Genomic DNA, 20,485 nt, shown 5'->3' on the forward strand with positions numbered 1-20,485 from the left:
ATATGAGCGGTAGCGAACGCGTCTGGAACGTGCGCCAGAAGAACCGGGACGACCGGCTGGCGCGCGCCGCGGCGGTGCTGGGCGGAAAACTGCAAGGCAAGATCGCGCCGGCGGCGCAACTGGCCGAGCTGCTGTATGCGGTGATCGAGCCGGGCGACCGGGTCTGCGTCGAGGGCAACAACCAGAAGCAGGCCGACTTTTTGGCCAAGGGCCTGGCCGCGCTCGATCCGGCGCGGGTGCACGGCCTGCACATGCTGTTCTCGGTGCTGGCCTTGCCGGAGCATCTGGACGTGTTCGAAAAGGGGATCGCCTCGAAGCTGGACTTTTCCTTCTCCGGTCCGCAGGCCGGACGGCTGGCGAAACTGGCCTCGGCCGGCAAGCTCAACATCGGCGCGATCCACACCTACCTGGAACTGTTCGGGCGCTACTTCATTGACCTGACGCCGCGCGTGGCGCTGGTGGCCGCGCAGGCGGCCGACCGCCACGGCAACCTGTACACCGGCCCCAACACCGAAGACACGCCGGCGATTGCCGAGGCCACGGCATTTTCCAGCGGCATCGTGATCGCCCAGGTCAACGAGATCGTCGATGAACTGCCGCGCGTGGACATTCCCTCGGACTGGGTCAGCTTTGCCATCAAGGCGCCCACGCCGCATTACATCGAGCCGCTGTTCACCCGCGATCCGGCGCAGATTTCCGAGATCCAGGTGCTGATGGCGATGATGGCCATCAAGGGCATCTATGCCGAATACGGCGTGCAGCGCCTGAACCACGGCATCGGCTTCGACACCGCTGCCATCGAGCTGATCCTGCCGACCTATGCCGAGTCGCTCGGCCTGCGCGGCAAGATCTGCAAGCATTGGGCGCTCAACCCGCACCCGGCACTGATCCCGGCGATCGAGGCCGGTTTCGTCGAGTCGATCCATTCCTTCGGTTCCGAGCTGGGCATGGAGGAATACATCCGCGCCCGGCCCGATATCTTCTTCGTCGGCCCCGACGGCTCCATGCGCAGCAACCGGGCGTTCTCGCAGACGGCCGGCCATTACGGCTGCGACATGTTCATCGGCTCCACGCTGCAGATCGATTTGCAGGGCAATTCTTCCACCGCCACGCTGGGCCGCATCGCCGGCTTCGGCGGCGCTCCCAACATGGGCGCCGACGCGCGCGGCCGGCGCCACGCCAGCCCCGCCTGGTTGAAGGCCGGGCAGCAGGCGCGCGCCGGCAGGAATACCATCCCGCGCGGCCAGAAGCTGGTGGTGCAGACGGTGGAAACCTTCCGCGAGCACATGCAGCCGGCCTTCGTCGAACGGCTGGATGCGTGGCAACTGGGCGAGCAGGCCAAGATGCCGATCCCGCCGGTGATGATCTACGGCGACGACGTGACCCACATCCTGACCGAGGAAGGCATCGCCAACCTGTTGCTGTGCCGCACCGACGAAGAGCGCGAGCAAGCCATCCGCGGCGTGGCCGGCTACACGCCGGTGGGCCTGGGGCGCGACAAGCGCATGGTGGAAAACCTGCGCGACCGCGGCGTGATCCGCCGCGCCGAAGACATGGGCATCGACAAGCGCCTGGCTACCCGCGACCTGCTGGCGGCCAAGAACATGAAGGACCTGGTGCGCGCATCGGGCGGCTTGTACAACCCGCCCAAGCGGTTCCGCAACTGGTAACGATGGAAAACAGCCGGTTGGCGGGAAGGTAAGGCGGTCGAAAAACGCAACCTGCCTGTATCCCCGTATCACGTTATTGGGCAGGCATTCTCAACCGCAGTTATCCGATAGTGAGGACACCATGCGGCAGTGTGACGGCATCAGCGGTATAGATTCCTCGGAGGTGAACCAGCAACGGCGCCGGTTCGTCGCAGGCAGCGGCCTGCTATTGGGAGGGACTGCGCTTGGCATGGCGGCATCCGGGCCGGCAGCGGGCGCAACCACGGCAAATTCAACAGACAACGGCAAGACCATGACTTCATCGCAACGTTATTCGCCGCCGGACATCGTCGCGCTCGACGCGCTGTCGTTGTCGGCCGCCATCCGCGACCGGCAGGTTTCCTGCCGCGAAGTGATGGCGGCCTACCTGTCGCACATCGGACGCGTCAATCCCAGGGTCAACGCCATCGTCGCGCTGCAGGACGGCGATGCCTTGCTGCGGCAGGCCGATGAGAAAGACCGCCAACTGGCTGCCGGCCAGTATCTGGGCTGGATGCACGGCATGCCGCACGCGGTGAAGGATTTGGCGCTCACGCGCGGCATCCGCACCACCTTCGGTTCGCCGATGTTCAAGGACAATGTGCCCAAGACCGACGATATCTTCGTCGAACGCATCAGGAAGCAGGGCGCGATCCTGATCGGCAAGACCAACACGCCGGAGTTCGGGCTGGGTTCCAACTCTTACAACCCGGTCTATGGCATCACGCTCAACGCTTACGGCCAGAGCCGCATCGCCGGCGGCAGCAGCGGCGGCGCGGCGGTTGCGCTGGCCTTGCAGATGGTGCCGGTGGCCGACGGTAGCGACATGATGGGTTCGCTGCGCAATCCGGCGGCCTTCAACAATGTCTACGGCTTTCGTCCCTCGGCCGGCGCCATCCCCAGCGGGCCGGGGCCGGAGCTTTATCTCGGCGGGCTGTCGACCAATGGCCCGATGGGCCGCAATGTCAGCGACCTGGCAAGATTGATGGCGACCCAGGTCGGCTACGACGAGCGCGCGCCGATGTCGACGGTGCAGGATGCGGCGCGCTATGCGCAGCCGCTGCAGCGCGACTTCAAGGGCACTCGCATCGGCTGGCTGGGTGACCTGCATGGCTACCTGGCCATGGAAGAGGGCGTCATGGAGGTCTGTCGCGGCAGCTTCGGCGCGTTCGAAAGCCTGGGCTGCAGCGTGGCCGAAGTCGGCAAGGCCGAACTGGATTTCGCGCCGGAACGCTTGTGGCATTCGTGGCTGGTGCACCGCCAGTCGCTACTGGCCGGCGCCTGGGGCGAGGCTTACGCCGACCCGGCCAGGCGCGCGTTGATGAAACCGGAATTCGTATGGGAAGTGGAAAACGGCATGAAGTGGAGCGCGCGCGATTTCTACCGCGCATCGGTGGAGCGCAGCGCGTGGTACAAAGCCATCCATCGCCTGCTGGAACGCTACGATTACCTGCTCATGCCGACTGCCCAGGTATTCCCGTTCAGCGCGCAGGAGCACTGGCCCAAGAGTATCGCCGGCAAACCGATGGACACCTACCATCGCTGGATGGAAGCGGTGATCCCGGCGTCGCTGGCCGGCACGCCCGCCATCAGCGTCCCGGCCGGATTCGGCAGGCAAGGACTGCCGATGGGCGTGCAGATCATCGGCAAACGGTTCTTTGACTACGAAGTGCTGCAGCTGGCCTATGCCTACGAGCAGGCCACCCATTGGGAACGCAAGCGGCGGCCGGCGCTGCTGCAGGCATGAACATCAACACGCATCGCAAGCACAGGCAACGACGATATTGGCTATGGAAACCTTAAATTTTCGCTTTCAAAACGGCAGGCGCCGTCTCAAGGCCGCACCCGAACTGGTCGGCGTGGTCAGCTCCGGCAACCTGGAAGTGCTGATCGAGAACGCCGCGCTCAATGGCGCTTGCGCGATCGAGGTCAAGACCGCCGCGCGCGGTTTCGGCGCCATCTGGGAGGCGGTGATGGGCGACTTCTTCCAGCGCTGGCAATTGGCCGACGCGCGCATTTCCATCAACGACATGGGCGCCACCCCGGCGGTGGTCAGCCTGCGTCTGGACCAGGCGGTGGAAGCCATAGTGGAGGACGCCAAATGAGCGTCAGCTACCTGGAAGCCAGCGCCCGCGAACGCATCCTGCAAGTGCTCGACGCCGGCAGTTTCAAGGAACTGCTGCCGCCCGCGCAGCGCGTGGTCAGCCCGCACCTGGGGCAACTGGATGCGCCGGTTTCGTTCGACGACGGCGTGGTGATCGGTGAAGGCATGCTGGACGGCCGCGCGGTGATGGCGGCCGCGCAGGAGGGTGGCTTCATGGGCGGCGCGGTGGGCGAGGTGCATGGCGCCAAGCTGGTCGGTTTGTTCAAGCGCGCCATCCGCAAGAAAGCCGCGGGCGTGGTGCTGCTGCTGGAAACCGGCGGCGTGCGCCTGCATGAGGCCAACGCCGGCCTGATCGCGGTATCGGAAGTCATGCGCGCCGTGCTCGATGCGCGCGCGGAGGGTATCCCGGTGATCGTGCTGGTGGGCGGCGCCAACGGCTGCTTCGGCGGCATGGGCATCGTGGCGCGTTGCGCCAGCACGGTGATCATGTCGGAAGAAGGGCGGCTGGCCATGTCCGGCCCCGAGGTGATCGAGACCGCCAACGGCGTGGAAGAGTTCGACTCGCGCGACCGTGCGCTGGTGTGGCGCACCACCGGCGGCAAGCATCGCTACCTGACCGGCGATTGCCAGGCGCTGGTCAATGACGATATCCGCGCCTTCCGCGCCGCCGCTGCGCAGGCCTTGGAAAATGCCGGCCCGACCGCGCTGACGCTGCAGGGGCTGGAAGCGGAGCAGGAGGCGCTGCGCCAGCGCATCGCGCGTTTCGGCCAGGCCCGCGACCCGATGGAGATCTGGCAAGCGCTGGGCATAGCGCAACCGGAGGCGGTGCCGATGCTGGAAGCCGAACCCTTCGTCGCCCTGGCCGATGCCCATCGCGTCCGCACCCAAGCATAAGGAATCCACGCATGCAAACCGCAGCCAATACCGCCGCCGAAGAGATCAGACAAGTCGACTGGCGCGCGCTCGCGCAACAGCTGTTCCCGCAGGGGCATGACATCGCCGAGCAGGACAATTTCCTGACCGGCACGGCCCGGGTCGATGGCGCCGCCGTGACCGTGGTCGGCACCACCGGCCATACGCCCATCGGCATCGAGATCGCGCTGGCGCAGGCCGCCGAGATACTCAAGACGGTGCGCGAGCATCCCGGCCGCGCCATCGTCATCCTGGTCGATACGCAAGGCCAGCGCCTGCGCCACCGCGACGAGATGCTGGGCATCAACAGCTACATGGCGCACCTGGGCAAATGCGTGGAACTGGCGCGCCGTTCCGGCCACCGCGTGGTCGGGCTGGTCTATGACCAGGCGCTGTCGGGCGGCTTCATCACCAGCGGACTCATCGCCGACGCCTGCTATGCCTTGCCGGACGCCACCATCCGCGTCATGGGCCTGCCGGCCATGGCGCGCATTACCAAGGTGCCGCAAGAGCGCTTGACCGAACTGGCCCGGAGCAACCCGGTGTTCGCGCCCGGCCCGGAAAACTATCTGCGCATGGGCGGCGTGGCCGGAATCTGGAACGGCGACCTGGCGCAGGCGCTGCGCGAGGCGCTGGCGGTGGACCGCTCGACCGACCGGCGCGCCATCGACGGCCTGGAGCGCGGCGGGCGCAAGCTGGCCCAGCGCGTGATCGATGCCGTGGCCGACGATGTGCCGCTCGATTGAACGGGATTGCCCCATGGATGCACGCCATCACCTGGTCTGGCTGAGCGAAGCGGGCTGGCAGCGCGCGCAGGAGCGCGCGGGAGACGCCCGCCAGCGCGAGGCGATGGCGCACTGGCAGCGCAACCGCTGGCCGGTGGTGGTGCGCCGCGCCGATGCCGATATCGACGCCGATGCCGGCGAGATCTGCGCCGGCATCGCCTTGCCGCCCGATGCGCACGGCAACAAGCCGCGCATCGCCTTGCGCCTGCATGCTTCGGAGGTGGCGTCGCGCCGCGCGCCGTTCCTGCTGCGCGACATCGCCGCCGCGCGCTTGCCGGGCCTGCCGCCGGCATGGCATGAGCCGATGGCGCAATTGCAGGAAAGCATGGCGCGCGAAGGGATTGCATTGGGCGTGTTCGGCTCGCTGGCCTGGCAGGCCATCACCGGACAGCAATATCTGCGCGGCGGCTCCGACATCGACCTGCTGTTCGAGCCGGCCAGCCAGGCGCAACTGGCGCAGGGCGTGCGCCTGCTGGCCTACCACGCGATGTTTTTGCCGCTGGATGGGGAAATCGTCTTTCCCGGCGGCGCCGCGGTGTCGTGGAAGGAATGGCGGCAGGTCGCCGTCAAGGGCGGCGATCCCGACAACAAGGTGCTGGTCAAGACGCCGGAGGCGGTGAAGCTGGAACGCGTCGGCGCACTCGCGGCAAGCCTGCCGCAATCGTGCAGTGACAGTGAACCACAGGGGCGCGAACTACAGGAGGGCCGACCATGCGCGGCCTGAACCGTCCCGCCAATCCTCCCGGAGACGGTTGGCGCGCTGCGCTTGCGCCGGTCCCGCACTACACGCAGAAGCGCCGCGATGCGCGCGATAACCTTGCCTTCAGCCGCACGTTGGCGCGCTTGGCGCTGCGCAGCCTGTATCAGGAATTGGTGCTATATCCCAAGCCGGGGCTGGTCTCGCTGGTGGATAACGGCAGCCATCGCGATATGGATGCCTCCACTTTCATGCGCAGCCTGTTTGCGCTGCGCCGTTATTTCTTCCTGATTGCCGAAGCCGGCATGCGGGGCGCGCCCTTCAATGAATTGCAGCGCCTGGCGATTGCCGCGGAACGGCGCATGTTGCGCGCCACCGGCGGCATCAATACCCATCGCGGCGCCATTTTCGCGCTGGGCATGCTATGTGCGGCGATGGCATATTGCCGGGCGCAGAAGATGCCGCTGTCGGACGCCACGATACGCGCCACGCTGTTGATCCAGTGGGGCGATGCGCTGGCCGGCCATACCCATGCGCAGGCGCCGGGCCAGCCCAGCCACGGCCAGCAAGTGGCCGCCGCGCATGCCGTGGGCGGCGCGCGCGAAGAGGGCGCGCTGGGATTTCCGTCGGTGTTCGAGATCGCGCTGCCGCGCATGCGCCAGACGCTGGCACACGGCCGCGACTGGCAAGCGGCCAAGATCGATGCGCTGTTTGCATTGATGCAGCATGTCAGCGATACCAATGTCTACCACCGTGGCGGTGCGCAGGGGGCTGCGCTGGTGCGTGCGCGCAGCGCCGCTTTCCTGGCCGCCGGCGGCACCGCCAATCCCGGCTGGCATGCGATGGCCCTCGATTGCCACCGCGCCTTCGTGGCGCAACGCCTGTCGCCGGGCGGCGCGGCCGACCTGCTGGCGGCGGCGTGCCTGGTGCATCAGGCGTGCGCGTTGGGCGATGCGTCCGGCTTGCCGTCGCGCGGGAGGGGCTGAACATGCGGCTGGCGATCCTTTGTCCCGGCCAGGGCGGCCAGCATCCCGCCATGTTCGACATGGCGCGCGCCGATGCGAACGGCGCCGCTTTCCTGGCGCAATGCGGACTGCAACAGTGGCTGGATGCGCCGCTGGCCGATGTGCTGGCCGATCCGCAGCAGCTCTATGCCAACCGCCATGCGCAACCGCTGATCGTCGCGGCCCAGCTTGCCGCCTGGCATGCCATTGCCGATGAGCTGGCCGCTATCGCCGGCGCGCCTGCGGTAGTGGCCGGCTATAGCGTCGGAGAATTGTCCGCCTATGCGGTGGCCGGCGTGTTCGGGGCCCAAGAGGCCGTGGGCATCGCGGCCCGGCGCGCAGGCCTGATGGATGCTGCACGGCAGCAGGCGCCGGCCATGCAGCGCGAGCAGGGCCTGATCTCGGTCAGCGGCATGGCCGCCGCCGCGGCGCGCGCGGTGCTGCAACGCCACGGCGCCTATGTGGCCATCGATACCGGCGAAGAGTCGCTGATTGCGGGCGGCGCCAGCCGCGACCTGCGCGCCGCCGCCGATGAGCTGGCCGCCATGGGCGCGCGCACCGGCGAGCTGCCGGTCGGGCTGGCTTCGCATACGCCGCTGATGCAGGCGGCCGCCGCGCCGTTTTCCGATGTGCTGGCGCAGGCTTCCTGCGCAGCGCCGGCGCTGACCTTGTTGGCCGGCATCACCGGGCAGGCCGTCGACGACGCGGCGCAAGCGCGTACCTTGCTTGCCAGGCAACTGACCGAGACCATCCAGTGGGCCGCCTGCATGGACGCCTGCGCCGAACGCGGCGTCACGGTCGCGCTGGAGCTGGGTTCTTGCGCGGCCCTGTCGCGCATGCTGCGCGGTCGCCATCCGCAGATCGAATGCCGCTCCCTGTCCGACTTCCGCAGCTTTTCCGGGGCGCTGGCCTGGCTGCGGCGCCAGGCCGATTGAGGCTGCCGCCAGCGGCTTGCCGGTCCCGCCGCGTTCTTCCCTTGCAATCTCCGGCCAATAGCTGATCCATAGCGGGAACCGAATCGGGATTACTGGCATCGCCCCTGTGCAAGTGCTATGTTGAAGGCGTGGTGCTGTGCACATTCGTGCCTGAACTTATAAAACAGGCCCAAGTCGGACCAGCAAGCCGTGTTGCCATGGCACGGCGCGGGCTGTACTTGCATCGATGTTTGCAGCATTGCGCAAACCGTGTTCAACCCGACCAGGAGCCCCACGATGAAAGTCGACGTTTACAAACGCCCGGACAGCGACGGACTGTTTTCCTATTTGCTCATCCCGCACCAGAAGCTATTGCCGCAAGAGGTCACCAATACCGATTGGCAGATGCATGAACGGGGCGCCGATGTCGAGCAGGACGGGCGGCGGCATTTCACGCTGCAGCCGGATGACGCATTCGTGCAGATCAGCCAGAAGGGCTATGCCATTACCCACCTGGGCGACCGCGCCGGCGACGGCGCTTCATGATGCCGTGCGCAATGCCACATGAACCAAGGAGGAAACCGTCATGCCAACCGAACACATGGGCGACTACGATATCGAGTACTCGGGCGTGCGCGTGATCGGCGGCGAAGAGTGGGTGGCCAATGTGGCCATCTTTGGGCCGTCGCACAACCCCATGCACCGCAATCCGGTATTTCCGTCGCAACGGGTGTTGCCCGACCAGACTTTCGGCGATGAAAAATCGGCCGAGCAGGGGGCCTTGCAGGTGGCGCATGAGCTGCTGGAGTCCCGCCGAGGCCCGGGATCGCATCACTGAGCCGATGCCGCTGGCGCTGCTGGCGTCGCTGGTGTTGTTTCTGCGCCAGCGGCGCCGGGCCGCATCTCCGGTGGCATGGAAATCGCATGGGGAAATGCGCCCGCCCGACGCGGCAGCCGTGCATACGGTTGGCCGCTTTTCGCCATAGAATGTCGGGCACCGCGATTTTTCACATTCACGTCCCGACCCTATGAAGCCGCCACTGCTCGTCCTGATCCACCTTTCCGACACCAGCCTCGCCACCATCGGCGAACACTACGACATCCTCTACGCTCCCGACAAGCAGCGCCGCGCCGACATGATCGCCGGCCCGGCCCGGCATGTCGCGGTGGTGCTGACCAATGGCAGCACCGGGCTGCGTGCCGACGAGATGCGCGCCTTGCCGCGCCTGCAACTGGTGTGCGCCTTTGGCGCCGGCTATGAAAACATCGACGTGGCCCACGCCGAGGCGGCCGGCATCGACATCGCCACCGGCGCCGGCACCAACGAGGATTGCGTGGCCGACCATGCAATGGGCCTGCTGCTGGCCACCGTGCGCCATATCCCGGCGCTGGACCAGGCCACCCGTGCCGGCGGCTGGCGCGACAGCCTGCCGCTGCAGCCGCAGATGACGGGCAAGCGCCTGGGCATCGTCGGGCTGGGCAACATCGGCAAGAAGATCGCCCGGCGCGCCGCTGGCTTCGACATCGAAGTCGGCTATTGCAACCGCAAGAAGCGCGACGACGTCGATTTCCACTATTTCCCGGATGTGGCGCAACTGGCCGCCTGGGCCGATTTCATCATCGTCGCCGCGCCGGGCGGGGCCGATACCCAGCATCTGGTGTCGGCGCGCGTGATCGATGAACTGGGCCCGCAAGGCTACCTGGTCAACATCGGCCGCGGCAGCATCGTCGATACCGCCGCGCTGGCGGCCGCCTTGCGCGAGGGCCGCCTGGCCGGCGCCGGGCTGGATGTCTACGAGAGCGAACCGAAGCCGCCGCAGGAGCTGGTCGGCCTGTCCAATGTGGTGCTGACGCCGCACGTCGCCGGCTGGTCGCCGGAATCGATCGATGCTTCCGTGCAACAGTTCCTGCGCAACTGCGAAGAGCATTTCGCCGCCGCCGAGCCGGCGGTACGGGCCTGAACGGCGGATTTGCGGGTTTTTTGAGGGCCGGGAGGCGCCTCAAGCCCGTCCAAGGCTGGTAATATCTGCGGCCGGCCGGATTGCGCGGGGATGCGCTCCGGCTTTCATCCATTCCAAACGCTGACAGCAATACAGAGAGAGCCAAGCACCATGGATCTGCCATCTCACCAACTCACCATGACGGTCCTGATGACGCCCGACATGGCCAACTTCGCCGGCAATGTGCACGGGGGCACCATCCTGAAGCTGCTGGACCAGGTCGCCTACGCCTGCGCCAGCCGCTACGCCGGCCAGTACGTGGTGACCCTGTCGGTCGACCAGGTGATGTTCCGCCAGCCCATCCATGTGGGCGAACTGGTGACTTTCATGGCCAGCGTCAACCACACCGGCACGTCGTCGATGGAGATCGGCGTGAAGGTGGTGGCCGAGAACATCCGCACCCAGGAAACGCGCCACGTCAACAGCTGCTTCTTCACCATGGTGGCGGTGGACGACCAGCGCAAGCCGATCGCCGTGCCGCCGCTGCGGCCGTTCTCCCGGGAAGAGAAGCGCCGTTTCGAGGCCGCGGTGCTGCGCAAGTCGCTGCGCAAGGAGCTGGAGCGCCGTTTCGAGGAAGTCAAGCCGGGCTGATGGCCGGCCATCGGCTGGCCAGCGTCGCGCACCAATGAAAAAGGGACAGCCGGTTGGCTGTCCCTTTTTTTATTGCACTGCGCCTTCGCTTCAGGCGAGCTCGATGGCGACCGAGCCCAGCGGCCCCAGGTCGGCCAGGACGCCTTGGCCGGCGCGCACCGGCAACGGCACGATGGTCGAGCCGCTGGCGACGATCTGGCCTTCGGCCAGCGTCAATCCTTGCCGGGACAGTTCGTTGGCCAGCCAGGTCAGCGCGATGCGCGGGTCGCCCAGCACCTGGGCGCCGCTGCCGTCGCGTTGCTCGCCGCCGCTGATGCGGCCGAAGGTCGGGAGCGCGGCCAGGTCGAGCGCGCGCCAGTCGACGTCGGCCGGCGCGCCCAGCACGAATTGGTCGGCGCAGGCGTTGTCGGCGATCAGCTGGGCGGCGCCGACCTGTTTGAAGTTGTCGTAACGGGTATCGGGGAGTTCGATGGCGGGGTAGACCGAGCCCACCGCATCGAGCACTTCCTCTTGCGAATAAGGCGCGCTGCGCGGCGGCAAGGAGGTGCGCATGCGGAAGGCGACTTCCACCTCGACCACGCTCATCAGGCTGTTGCCCAGCGAGATGACGGCACCGTTGCGATGGATGCGCTCGGCCAGCAGACGGCCGGCCAGCGGCGCGTCGACGTTAAGCAGCTTCTGGCCGCCGGGGCCGGTGGCGCCGATCTTCCAGCCGGCCAGCGGCGCGAAGCTGTGCGCTTCCAGTCGCGCCTGGACGGCATAGGCTTCCGCGCGGTCGGCCGGGCACAGCTCCGGCGGCAGCTGTGCGATACGGCGTCCATGCGCCCAGCAGTCCCACAGCAAGTCGGCGGCCTGCTGGCGTTGCGATTCATTCAGCACGTCTATTTCCCCCTATTGTTGTCGTATTGTCGATATGCGGCGATGGCGCGGCCATGCCGGGCCGCCGCGCGGAACAGCTTCTCAAGCCATCATCGGTCCCAGCGCGCCGATGGCGATGGTCAGCAGGCCAAGGCACAGGTTGATGCCCACCAGCATGCGGATCTGGCCCAGGGCGCGCGAGGCGCGATCCCAGTCTTGCCGGGCGGCGGCCAGTTTCAGGCGGCGGAACGGCGCGAAGAAGATGTGGCCGAAAACCAGCATCATCAGGATGCCGATGCCGGCCATTGCGTGGACATAGGGCGCCGCGTGGCCGCCCATGAGCAGCATCATGTGCAGGCCGCTGCCCAGCACCAGCGCGATGGAAATCCACACCCAGATGAAGAACGCGCCCAGCGTCGCCGCCATCAGCACCAGGCGCTGCGGCGGCTGCAAGGACGCCAGCGCCGGACGCAGCGCCATGTGGGCGAAGAACATGCCGCCGACCCAGATGGTCAGCCCAAGCAGATGGAAGAATTTCGCAAGCAGCATTTCAATCTCGTCAGGTAAGCGCAGTTGGAAGAACGATTGGCGCATTGTCGCATGATGGCGCGGCCCGTGTCGTTGCGCCGGATATCGGCGCGCTGGCTGTGATAATGTCATGCCTTAATGGCAACGTCGTATCGCGGCGTTCGCTACGGCAACGATCATCGAGAACAGGGAGCGGCATGGCAATACTCAGCGCAATCAATATCTATCCGATCAAGTCGTGCGGCGGCATCGCCCTGGAGCAGGCCCAGATCGGCCCGCTCGGGCTGGCGCTGGACCGCCACTGGATGGTGGTGGACGGCGCCGGGGAGTTCCTGACGCAGCGCAGCCATGCGCGCATGGCCTGCATCGTTCCGCGTTTCGAGGAGGGCGCGCTGCTGCTGACGGCCCCCGGCATGCCCGAACTGCAGCTGGCGGCCGCCGGCGAAGATGGCGCAAGCGTTCTGGTGCAGGTGTGGAAGGATAGGGTGGCCGCCCTGGACCAGGGCGCGCGCGCCCGCCAGTGGTTCTCGGACTATCTGGGCATCGACGCCCGCCTGGTACGCTTCGATCCGAATGCAACGCGCGCCTGCAACCAACGCTGGACCGGCGAGCACCGTGCGACGACGCAATTTTCCGACGGTTATCCGCTGCTGGTGATCGGCCAGGCATCGCTGGACGACCTGAATGCGCGGCTGGGCGCCAAGGGCGCGCCGGCGTTGCCGATGGAGCGTTTTCGCCCGAACCTGGTGATCCAGGGGCTGGAGGCCTACGAGGAAGATTTCATCGATACCATCACCCTGGACGATGGCGATGGCGGCGTCGTGACGCTCAAGCTGGTCAAGCCCTGCGCGCGCTGCCCGGTGCCGGGAATCGACCAGCGCACCGGCCTGCGCGATCCGCAATGGCCGGACGAACCGCTCGATACGCTGGCAGCCTACCGCGCCAATCCGCGCGTGGGTGGCGGCCTGACCTTCGGCCAGAATGCCATCGTGGTCGGCGGCATGGGCGGCCGCATACGCGCGGGACAGGCCTGCGGCTGGGAATTGAATTTCTGAGCCAAGCTCCGACGGCAAAACGCCGGCGGCGGCGTTGCGGCTCCTGTTGGCGGCTCCAAGCGAAAAGCGCCGCTCCGATGATCTCGGAGCGGCGCTTTTTTTGGATGTCGCGGCCCGCTGGCGAACCGCTGCACCACGCAGCGTTCCCTTATTTCTTGGGGCGGCCGACCTTCAGCGGCGTCAGGCTGCTGAGGATGTCCTTCAGATCGGCGATCTTCAGGTTCTTGATCAGCGACACGCCGATACGCAGCAGGTCGCTCTTCTTGATCTCGACGCCGGCCTTGAGGCAGGACTTCTTGACCTGCGCCAGCACCGCATATTCGTTTTCCGGCATGGTGAAGCTGTCGCGCACCTGCTTGACCTTCTTCGGCTTGGCGGCTTTCTTCTCCGCCTTGGTCAGCGCTGCCGGCTTCTGGAGCGGCTTGGCCGGCACGGCGACGGCAGGCTTCTTCGGCGCCGGCGCTGCTGCCTTCGGCGTAGCCGCGGGCGCCTTCGGGGCGGGGGCTGCAGCCTTGGGGGCGGTCTTGGGTGATGCCTTGGCTGCAGGGCGCGCGGCCGGTTTGGCGGCGGGCTTCTTCACGGTTGGCCGGGCGGCGGGTGCGGCCTTGGCCACGGTTTTTTTTCTTGCGGTTGTTGCGGCTTGAACTCTGGTTGCCATGAACCCTCCTGTTAAAAATTAATATAAACAATATATATTGTTTGTCACGCTGCCGCAATCGTGGCGGCAGGATGTGAACGATTCCATCCGTTCCTGTTTGCGCTGCAAACGTTTACATCGGCCATTTCCGTGCCGGAAAAAGACACACCGGATGGAAAGAAGCGGCCGCCGCCCGAGGGCGGGAAATGCCCAGGAACGCAGGCGGAGCAGGGGATGGAGCAGCGCGAATGCCATGCCGGCGATCCTAGCAAGCCCAGGTTAAAGCATTGTGACAACGCCGGAAAACAATTTACGTCGCGCCGGCCGGCAAGGCGGGAGCGAGGGGAAATGGAAAATGCCTGCCATCTTCGGCCGGTTGGCGCGGCCCGCTCGCCCTCATGACGGCCGGCGAAACCTGGCGCTTCTCCAACGTTGCGATCGACGCTGGTTGCTCAGGCCAGCGTCGCCGAATATGGCTGTGGGCCGCTCGTGCCGGATGGGGATATTGCATGGGAATTCTCGGCTATTATTGCTCCCCATGACAGATATCATTCCACTCTCCATCGCGCCTCAAGTGGCGCAGGCCCAAGCCATCATTGAGCGGCATCTGGGCGGCCATGTGGTCGCCATCCACTTGTTCGGTTCCGCGGTAGACGGCGGACTTCGCCCCTACAGCGATATCGACCTGCTTGTCACAGTGGCCGAACCTCCCGGCGAGGAGGTCCGACGCGCGTTGATGACTGAGCTGTTGACGGCATCCGCCGCTCCCGGATCATCAACGTCCCTGCGCGCGCTCGAAGTCACCGTGCTGGCGCTTGGGCAGATCGTGCCTTGGCGTTATCCGCCAAGGCGGGAGCTCCAGTTTGGCGAATGGCTGCGCGAGGACATATTGGCAGGCGTTTTCGAAGAACCCGCGTTGGACCATGACCTGGCTATCCTCCTTACCAAAGCCCGGGCCAGCAGCATCGCAATCGTCGGATCAAGTGCGGGAGACGTCTTCAATGCAGTCCCGCGCGCAGACCTGGTGCGCGCGCTCCTGGATACGGTGGCGCAATGGAACGCGCCAGCAGACTGGGAAGGCGAGGAGCGAAACATCATTCTCGCGCTCGCTCGCATCTGGTATACGGCAACCACAGGCGAAATCGCCGCAAAGGATTTTTCGGCCACCTGGCTGCTGGAGCGGATCGAACCGCGGCATCGGGCGGTGCTGGCCAACGCCAGGGCCGGTTATCTTGGTGAAGCGCCGGATAATCTGGCCGAACATGCGCCTGAGGTTGAGGCTTTCATCGCGGGCGCGCAACTGGAAATCAGGCGGCTCTGCTCGAATGCCGATCGTTGGCAGACTGTGTCTTGAACTCGCCGCAGCGATGGATAAGCCCGCTGCGGCGAGTCGTTGCGTAGTCCGGCGAAAGGCGATGCCGGAGCCATGGCGCAATGGAAAAAGCCCGGCGCCAACGGCCGGGCTTCCGGATGGGCTGGGTTGCCCGCCGGGGATTACATGAAGCGCCGGGTTGTCGCCGCCGGCTGGCTGTCGGCAGCCGCGGGCAGCGGGCGGCGCTGCTGCGCGGCGGCGGGCTCGAATTCTTTGATGGCGGCAACTTTCAATGGCGCGCTTGGCTGGAGCTCATGCCCGGCGTTGAAGTCGCGCAGGAAATGCGCGAAGTCGCCGCCGATTTCCTGGTGCTTGATGCCCATGGCCACGGCGGCCTTCAGGTAGCCCAGCTTGGAGCCGCAGTCGAAGCGCCGGCCTTCGTAGCGGTATGCCAGGATCTGCTCTTCCGCCAGCAGGGCCGAGATCGCATCGGTGAGCTGCAGCTCCCCGCCGGCGCCGGCGGTGATGTTTTCCAGGCGCGTAAAGATGGCCGGCGTCAGCACATAGCGGCCGACCACGGCCAGGGTGGAGGGCGCGGTTTCAGGCGTCGGTTTCTCGACGATGCCGCCGACCTGTTCCAGCCGGTCGCGGTAGCGGGTGCCGCTGACGATGCCGTATTGGCGGGTATCCTGGCGCGGCACATCCTGCACGGCCAGGAGGCTCTTGCCTTCGCGCTCGAACATCTCGGTCATCTGCGCCATGACATTTTTGCGGCCGGCATCGATATCCATGAAGTCGTCGGCCAGCAGCACCGCGAAGGGTTCGTTGCCCACCAGCGGTTTGGCCAGCAGCACCGCGTGGCCCAGGCCCAGCGGCTCGGCCTGGCGCACGTAGACGCAATTGATATGCTTGGGAATGACATTGCGGATGGTTTCCAGCAGCTTCTGCTTGCCGGCCGCTTCCAGTTCGCTCTCCAGCTCGTAGGCCTTGTCGAAATGGTCTTCGATGGCGCGCTTGTTGCGGCCGGTGACGAAGATCATTTCGGTGATACCCGCTTCGACGGCTTCTTCGACCGCATACTGGATCAGCGGCTTGTCGACGATGGGCAGCATTTCCTTGGGTTGCGCCTTGGTGGCGGGCAAGAAACGGCTGCCCAGGCCGGCGACAGGAAAGACTGCTTTGGTGATTTTTTTCATGGTAGGCCCAAGTAGAGGTTGATTGATGAACGTGGCGTCCTCTCCCATTGCTGCGCAGGCTCGAGGCCTGTTTTTCGATTGTTCCGGCTTGCTTGCCGGTTGCCGATTCCGTTTTTCATGGTTGGCGCAAGCTTAAAAAAAGACCTGGATGCCGGCTATAGGAAAGCCGCTGTTTGGCCTGTAGGAAAACAGGAGAAAAACGGCAGGAAAGCGGGAGGAAAACAGCAAGAAAACGCCGCGCTTGTCCTACAAGGAAATGGGCCGCTGTCCGATAGCTGGCCGGAGCGCGGCTGCCTACCATTGCCTCATCCGTTGCTGCCATCGGCACAGCGTCAACCGCAAGAAGTCCCCTCCACAACATCATACGAAAGGGAACATCATGGATCATGGAATCATTGCCTGGCTCATCATCGGGGCCGTGGCCGGCTGGCTCGCCGGTGTGCTGGTGAAGGGCGGCGGCTTCGGCTTGCTGGCCGACATCCTGATCGGCATCGTTGGTGCCGTCATCGGCGGCTGGCTGGCCGGACTGCTGGGCATCTCCATCGGCGGCGGCATCCTGGCGTCGATTCTCACCGCCACGCTGGGCGCGATCGTCCTGCTCGTCATCGTGAGGGCGTTTTCCAGGCGCGCGTAGCCTGGCCCAGCCGGAAAAACGAGGCTCCCCCGATGCCGCCGCATCGGAAGGGGCTTCTTTCGCTTTGTCCGAGACGGCAAGCTTGCCCTACAATGCCGTTTTGACAGAGTCATTGTCGCGCTTGATGAGCATGGCGCGAACAGTGGCTGTCAATACGCCCGACCCTGTTTTCCTCCATCAAGAAAAAATATTCCATGAGTAGTAGCGCCAATCCACTGGCCGGCAAACGCGCGGCACCCTCGGCACTGGTCAACCTGCCAGTCCTGCTCTCCAATTACTACAGCCTGCACCCCGACATGGGCGAGGCCACCCACCGGGTCGCCTTCGGCACCTCCGGGCACCGCGGCAATGCCAATGCCCACAGCTTCAATGAATGGCATGTGCTGGCCATCACCCAGGCCATCTGCGACTACCGCAACGGCAAGGGCTTCACCGGCCCGCTGTTCCTGGGCATCGATACGCACGCCTTGTCCGAACCGGCCTGGCATAGCGCGCTGGAAGTGCTGGCCGCCAACGAAGTGGTGACCATGCTGGCCGAAGGCAGCCCCTATGCGCCCACGCCCGCGGTGTCGCACGCGATCCTGGCGCACAATCGCGTCAACCGGACGGCGCTGGCCGACGGCATCGTCATCACGCCGTCGCACAACCCGCCGGACAATGGCGGCTTCAAGTACAACATGCCCAATGGCGGCCCTGCCGATTCCGATGTCACGGGATGGATCGAGCAGCGCGCCAACGCCTATTTTGAAAAGCACCTGGACGGCGTCAGGCGGATGACCTTCGACAAGGCGCTCAAGGCCGGCACCACGCGCCGCTACGACTATCTCGACAACTATGTCAGCGACTTGCCCAACATCATCGACCTGGCGGCGATCGCCGGCGCCGGCGTCCGGATCGGGGTCGATCCGCTGGGCGGCGCCGGCGTGCATTACTGGCCGGCCATCGCCGAGCGCTACAAGCTCAACCTGGAAGTGGTCAATACCGAGGTCGACCCCACTTTCCGCTTCGTACCGCAGGACTGGGACGGGCAGATCCGCATGGACCCGTCTTCGCCGTACGCGATGAGCGAGCTGATCGCGCTGAAGGAGCGCTTCGACGTCGCGCTGGCATGCGATACCGACCACGACCGCCACGGCATCATCGCCGGCAGCACCGGCTTGCTGCCGGCCAACGATTACCTCGCCGTCGCCGTCCATTACCTGTTCAGCCACCGCCCGGCATGGCGCGCCGATGCGGCGGTCGGCAAGACCCTGGTGTCGAGCCAGATGATCAACCGCGTGGCCGGCCATCTCGGCCGCAAGCTGCTGGAAATGCCAGTCGGCTTCAAGTGGTTCGTCGACGGCCTGTATGACGGCAGCATCGCCTTCGGCTGCGAAGAGAGCGCCGGCGCCTCCTTCGTGCGTTTCGACGGCCAGCCCTGGAGCACCGACAAGGACGGCATTACCGCCGCCTTGCTCGCCGCTGAGATGACCGCCCGCACCGGCAACGATCCGGGCCGCATCTACCAGGAACTGACGCAGCAGCTCGGCGCGCCGCGCAACGGCCGCATCGAAGCCGCCGCCACGCCGCAGCAGAAGGCGCGCCTGTCCAGGCTCTCGCCGGACGACGTCAGTTCCACCGAACTGGCCGGCGAGCCTATCCGCGAGGTGCGCACCACCGCGCCGGCCAACGGCAAGCCCTTCGGCGGCCTCAAGATCGTCACCGACAACGGCTGGTTCGCCGCGCGCCCGTCCGGCACCGAGAACATCTACAAGATCTACGGCGAAAGCTTCCGCGACCAGGCGCACCTGGACAGGATCTTCGCCGAGGCGCAGGAGATCGTGACGCGCGCGCTGAAGGCCGGCTGAGCGAGTATCCGCGCTTGCCTGCAAACGCCGGTTGCTGCAAGGCAACCGGCGTTTTTTCTTCCGGACTTCCTACATGCGATTGCTCCAATGTCCGGTTGCCCGGTCGCTGCCGCCTCCCTAGGATGGTCAGATACATTCAGGCAGGAGGGCCGGATATGGACAAGCAGGCGCCAGCGGGCGCGCAAGACCCCGCGCGCGACACCAAGGGCAAGCGTTTCGGCGGCAATTGCGCGCTGACCGCCGGCCACAAGCTGCCGGCGCCGGAGACTGAAGCGCTCCAGGCGCCGGAACCGGACGGCACCGAAGACCCGGGCGCCAGCGCCGACGATGCGCTGATGTCCGGCCCAGGCAAGGATTGAGGTCTGCCTGAGCCGCCATGCACACGGAGACGATCATGCACAAACCCCAGGATGTTCCGCCGGTGGAGGTTCCGCCCCTGGATCCGACACCGCCGCAAGAGCCGATTCCCCACCAGCATCCCAACCGGCAAGGATGAACGTGCCGCCGGGCGATGCGCAACAGGAGGCGCCATTTGAAAAACGCTTTGCATACCCCGCAGGAAACGCCGCCGATTCCCGATCCCCATCTGCCGCCGCCGGAATTGCCCGACGACGACCCGATTCCGGTCGAGGATCCGCCGCTCAATCCGCGCCCTGCGGACAAGCCTGTCCGTATGCGGCAAAAGGAAGATAGCCCCGCGTTCCGGAGCGCATCCGGTTTCATATAGAGGAGCTTGCCATGCACCAACCCGATTTCCTCATTCCCCGTTTCGCCAGGATGCTTGCGATGGGCATGGGTTCGCTCATTGCCATGCCGGTGGCGCCGGCGTCGCCGGCCTCCGACGAGCAGGAGCGCCGGCGCAGCCACAGCGCGCACGAACCCGCAGTGAAACAGGCCGCTTCCGACAATGAGCCGGGCCGCGACATCGTCGAGGACGATGCGCGCAAGCTGGCCGAGCAAAACAAGACGGTGCGCAACAACGAACGCAATAAAGAGCACGACAAACAAGACCGCAAGCGGGAAGCCGAAATCGACCAGGCCTTGGCCGATACCTTCCCGGCCAGCGACGCCGTCGACCGCTCCAGCGGGAGCTGAGGAGGCGGCCCGACCCCGGCGCTGCGGTTGCCCTAAGCGGGGCCGGCCTTTATACTGCGCGGCACAAGATTGCTTCTGGTATCCCGCGCGCAGCCGCGCAAGGGATTGAAACGGGAAGCCGGTGCGGCCCGCCATCGCCATGGCGGCGCCAAAGCCGGCGCTGCCCCCGCAACGGTAAGCGAGAAGGGCTCGCACCACGCCACTGTGCGCATGCATGGGAAGGCATCTGTCCGCGAAGCCGACGGCTTCATCTCGCCAGTCCGGAAACCGGCCCGAAGCGAATTCAGGGTGGCATCGCGGAGGGCGATCATACTGGCAGCTTCCACCATCGCTGTTCAACTCCATCAGGCCGGCATGCGCCGGTCGTTATATCGTGCGCGAAACAAATTCACGGACCGGGCGGTTTTCCGGCATAGGGGACGGCCGCAGCCGCATGCCCGTTACCGGCGTCCGGTGCCTTTGCCGCAACGGCACGCTGCGCGCATTTCCGCTTCGATTTCCACTCCATATCCGCCATATCCGTCATACCCGCTCCGCCCTCATGAGCCGCGCGCGAACCCCCGCGCGGCTGTTTATCCCCCTATCCGTTTCGATTGGATGAAATGATGTTCGAACACCGCCGGCAAGG

23 protein-coding genes and 1 riboswitch are annotated in these 20,485 nt (G+C 65.8%); of the genes, 19 read left to right on the top strand and 4 right to left on the bottom strand.

Features of this window, described 5'->3' with window-relative positions; genetic code table 11:
- The first annotated feature begins 2 nt into the window (after positions 1-2).
- The 12 genes from mdcA to FB598_RS16645 all read left to right on the top strand — a co-directional run bounded on the left by mdcA (position 3) and on the right by FB598_RS16645 (position 10,695).
- Complete coding sequence (mdcA, locus tag FB598_RS16590) at positions 3-1,670, top strand: malonate decarboxylase subunit alpha (protein WP_141916554.1); 1,668 nt, start codon at positions 3-5, stop codon at positions 1,668-1,670.
- Positions 1,671-1,962: 292 nt separating this feature from the next.
- Positions 1,963-3,435, top strand: coding sequence for an amidase (locus FB598_RS16595; RefSeq protein WP_141916558.1), 1,473 nt, complete (start codon positions 1,963-1,965; stop codon positions 3,433-3,435).
- A gap of 43 nt (positions 3,436-3,478) precedes the next feature.
- Complete coding sequence (gene mdcC, locus FB598_RS16600) at positions 3,479-3,793, top strand: malonate decarboxylase acyl carrier protein (RefSeq protein ID WP_141916560.1); 315 nt, start codon at positions 3,479-3,481, stop codon at positions 3,791-3,793.
- Positions 3,790-4,686, top strand: coding sequence for a biotin-independent malonate decarboxylase subunit beta (locus FB598_RS16605; RefSeq protein WP_141916562.1), 897 nt, complete (start codon positions 3,790-3,792; stop codon positions 4,684-4,686). Before mdcC ends, FB598_RS16605 begins: the two co-directional genes overlap by 4 nt.
- Before the next feature lie 11 nt (positions 4,687-4,697).
- A complete protein-coding gene (gene mdcE / locus FB598_RS16610) occupies positions 4,698-5,450 on the top strand; it encodes a biotin-independent malonate decarboxylase subunit gamma (RefSeq protein WP_141916564.1) in 753 nt (250 codons plus the stop codon).
- Between the two features lie 13 nt (positions 5,451-5,463).
- Positions 5,464-6,213, top strand: a complete 750-nt coding sequence (gene mdcG / locus FB598_RS16615) for a malonate decarboxylase holo-[acyl-carrier-protein] synthase (protein WP_141916566.1) — start codon at positions 5,464-5,466, stop codon at positions 6,211-6,213.
- Positions 6,201-7,172, top strand: a complete 972-nt coding sequence (gene mdcB / locus FB598_RS16620; protein WP_141916569.1) for a triphosphoribosyl-dephospho-CoA synthase MdcB — start codon at positions 6,201-6,203, stop codon at positions 7,170-7,172. Before mdcG ends, mdcB begins: the two co-directional genes overlap by 13 nt.
- Complete coding sequence (locus FB598_RS16625; protein ID WP_141917058.1) at positions 7,169-8,125, top strand: ACP S-malonyltransferase; 957 nt, start codon at positions 7,169-7,171, stop codon at positions 8,123-8,125. The genes mdcB and FB598_RS16625 overlap by 4 nt, the downstream gene beginning before the upstream one ends.
- Positions 8,126-8,401: 276 nt before the next feature.
- Positions 8,402-8,650: a DUF6139 family protein gene (locus tag FB598_RS16630; RefSeq protein ID WP_141916571.1), complete on the top strand. Its 249-nt coding sequence runs from the start codon at positions 8,402-8,404 to the stop codon at positions 8,648-8,650.
- 40 nt (positions 8,651-8,690) lie between these two features.
- Complete coding sequence (locus FB598_RS16635; protein WP_141916573.1) at positions 8,691-8,942, top strand: hypothetical protein; 252 nt, start codon at positions 8,691-8,693, stop codon at positions 8,940-8,942.
- 190 nt (positions 8,943-9,132) lie between these two features.
- A complete protein-coding gene (locus FB598_RS16640; protein ID WP_141916575.1) occupies positions 9,133-10,065 on the top strand; it encodes a 2-hydroxyacid dehydrogenase in 933 nt (310 codons plus the stop codon).
- Between the two features lie 150 nt (positions 10,066-10,215).
- Entirely contained in the window at positions 10,216-10,695 is a 480-nt protein-coding gene (locus FB598_RS16645) for an acyl-CoA thioesterase (RefSeq protein WP_141916577.1), read from the top strand.
- Positions 10,696-10,785: 90 nt separating this feature from the next.
- On the opposite strand, the gene FB598_RS16650 is transcribed toward FB598_RS16645, so the two are convergent.
- Together FB598_RS16650 and FB598_RS16655 are read right to left on the bottom strand one after the other, a co-directional pair.
- Positions 10,786-11,574 carry a 2-keto-4-pentenoate hydratase gene (locus tag FB598_RS16650; RefSeq protein ID WP_141916579.1) on the bottom strand — a complete coding sequence of 263 codons (789 nt, stop codon included), beginning with the start codon at positions 11,572-11,574 and terminating at the stop codon, positions 10,786-10,788.
- An 81-nt stretch (positions 11,575-11,655) separates the two neighbouring features.
- The gene (locus FB598_RS16655) at positions 11,656-12,102 is read right to left on the bottom strand and encodes a CopD family protein (protein ID WP_141916581.1); all 447 of its coding nucleotides are present in this window, start codon (positions 12,100-12,102) and stop codon (positions 11,656-11,658) included.
- Positions 12,103-12,278: 176 nt separating this feature from the next.
- Here FB598_RS16655 and FB598_RS16660 point away from each other — a divergent pair, with 176 nt between their 5' ends.
- Entirely contained in the window at positions 12,279-13,136 is an 858-nt protein-coding gene (locus FB598_RS16660; RefSeq protein ID WP_141916583.1) for an MOSC domain-containing protein, read from the top strand.
- A 148-nt stretch (positions 13,137-13,284) separates the two neighbouring features.
- On the opposite strand, the gene FB598_RS16665 is transcribed toward FB598_RS16660, so the two are convergent.
- On the bottom strand, positions 13,285-13,794 hold the full coding sequence (locus FB598_RS16665) for a hypothetical protein (RefSeq protein WP_141916585.1): 510 nt from the start codon (positions 13,792-13,794) through the stop codon (positions 13,285-13,287).
- A 517-nt stretch (positions 13,795-14,311) separates the two neighbouring features.
- Between FB598_RS16665 and FB598_RS16670 the strand changes: the two genes are divergently transcribed.
- Positions 14,312-15,127, top strand: coding sequence for an aminoglycoside adenylyltransferase family protein (locus FB598_RS16670; protein WP_141916593.1), 816 nt, complete (start codon positions 14,312-14,314; stop codon positions 15,125-15,127).
- Positions 15,128-15,267: 140 nt separating this feature from the next.
- Here the strand turns inward: FB598_RS16670 and galU are convergent, their stop codons facing one another.
- Entirely contained in the window at positions 15,268-16,281 is a 1,014-nt protein-coding gene (galU, locus tag FB598_RS16675) for a UTP--glucose-1-phosphate uridylyltransferase GalU (protein WP_141916595.1), read from the bottom strand.
- A gap of 379 nt (positions 16,282-16,660) precedes the next feature.
- On the opposite strand from galU, the gene FB598_RS16680 reads away from it, so the two are divergent.
- The 5 genes from FB598_RS16680 to FB598_RS16700 all read left to right on the top strand — a co-directional run bounded on the left by FB598_RS16680 (position 16,661) and on the right by FB598_RS16700 (position 19,857).
- Positions 16,661-16,915, top strand: a complete 255-nt coding sequence (locus tag FB598_RS16680; RefSeq protein WP_141916598.1) for a GlsB/YeaQ/YmgE family stress response membrane protein — start codon at positions 16,661-16,663, stop codon at positions 16,913-16,915.
- Between the two features lie 194 nt (positions 16,916-17,109).
- Positions 17,110-18,762, top strand: coding sequence for a phosphoglucomutase (alpha-D-glucose-1,6-bisphosphate-dependent) (pgm, locus tag FB598_RS16685; protein ID WP_141916601.1), 1,653 nt, complete (start codon positions 17,110-17,112; stop codon positions 18,760-18,762).
- Positions 18,763-18,917: 155 nt separating this feature from the next.
- Positions 18,918-19,121: a hypothetical protein gene (locus FB598_RS20785; RefSeq protein WP_183405879.1), complete on the top strand. Its 204-nt coding sequence runs from the start codon at positions 18,918-18,920 to the stop codon at positions 19,119-19,121.
- 173 nt (positions 19,122-19,294) lie between these two features.
- A complete protein-coding gene (locus tag FB598_RS16695; RefSeq protein ID WP_255464064.1) occupies positions 19,295-19,489 on the top strand; it encodes a hypothetical protein in 195 nt (64 codons plus the stop codon).
- 11 nt (positions 19,490-19,500) lie between these two features.
- Positions 19,501-19,857, top strand: coding sequence for a hypothetical protein (locus FB598_RS16700; protein WP_141916606.1), 357 nt, complete (start codon positions 19,501-19,503; stop codon positions 19,855-19,857).
- Positions 19,858-19,916: 59 nt separating this feature from the next.
- Positions 19,917-20,148: riboswitch (cobalamin riboswitch) on the top strand.
- Positions 20,149-20,485 lie beyond the last annotated feature (337 nt).

The organism is Herbaspirillum sp. SJZ106 (assembly GCF_006715495.1).
Taxonomy (GTDB): Bacteria; Pseudomonadota; Gammaproteobacteria; order Burkholderiales; family Burkholderiaceae_D; genus Herbaspirillum.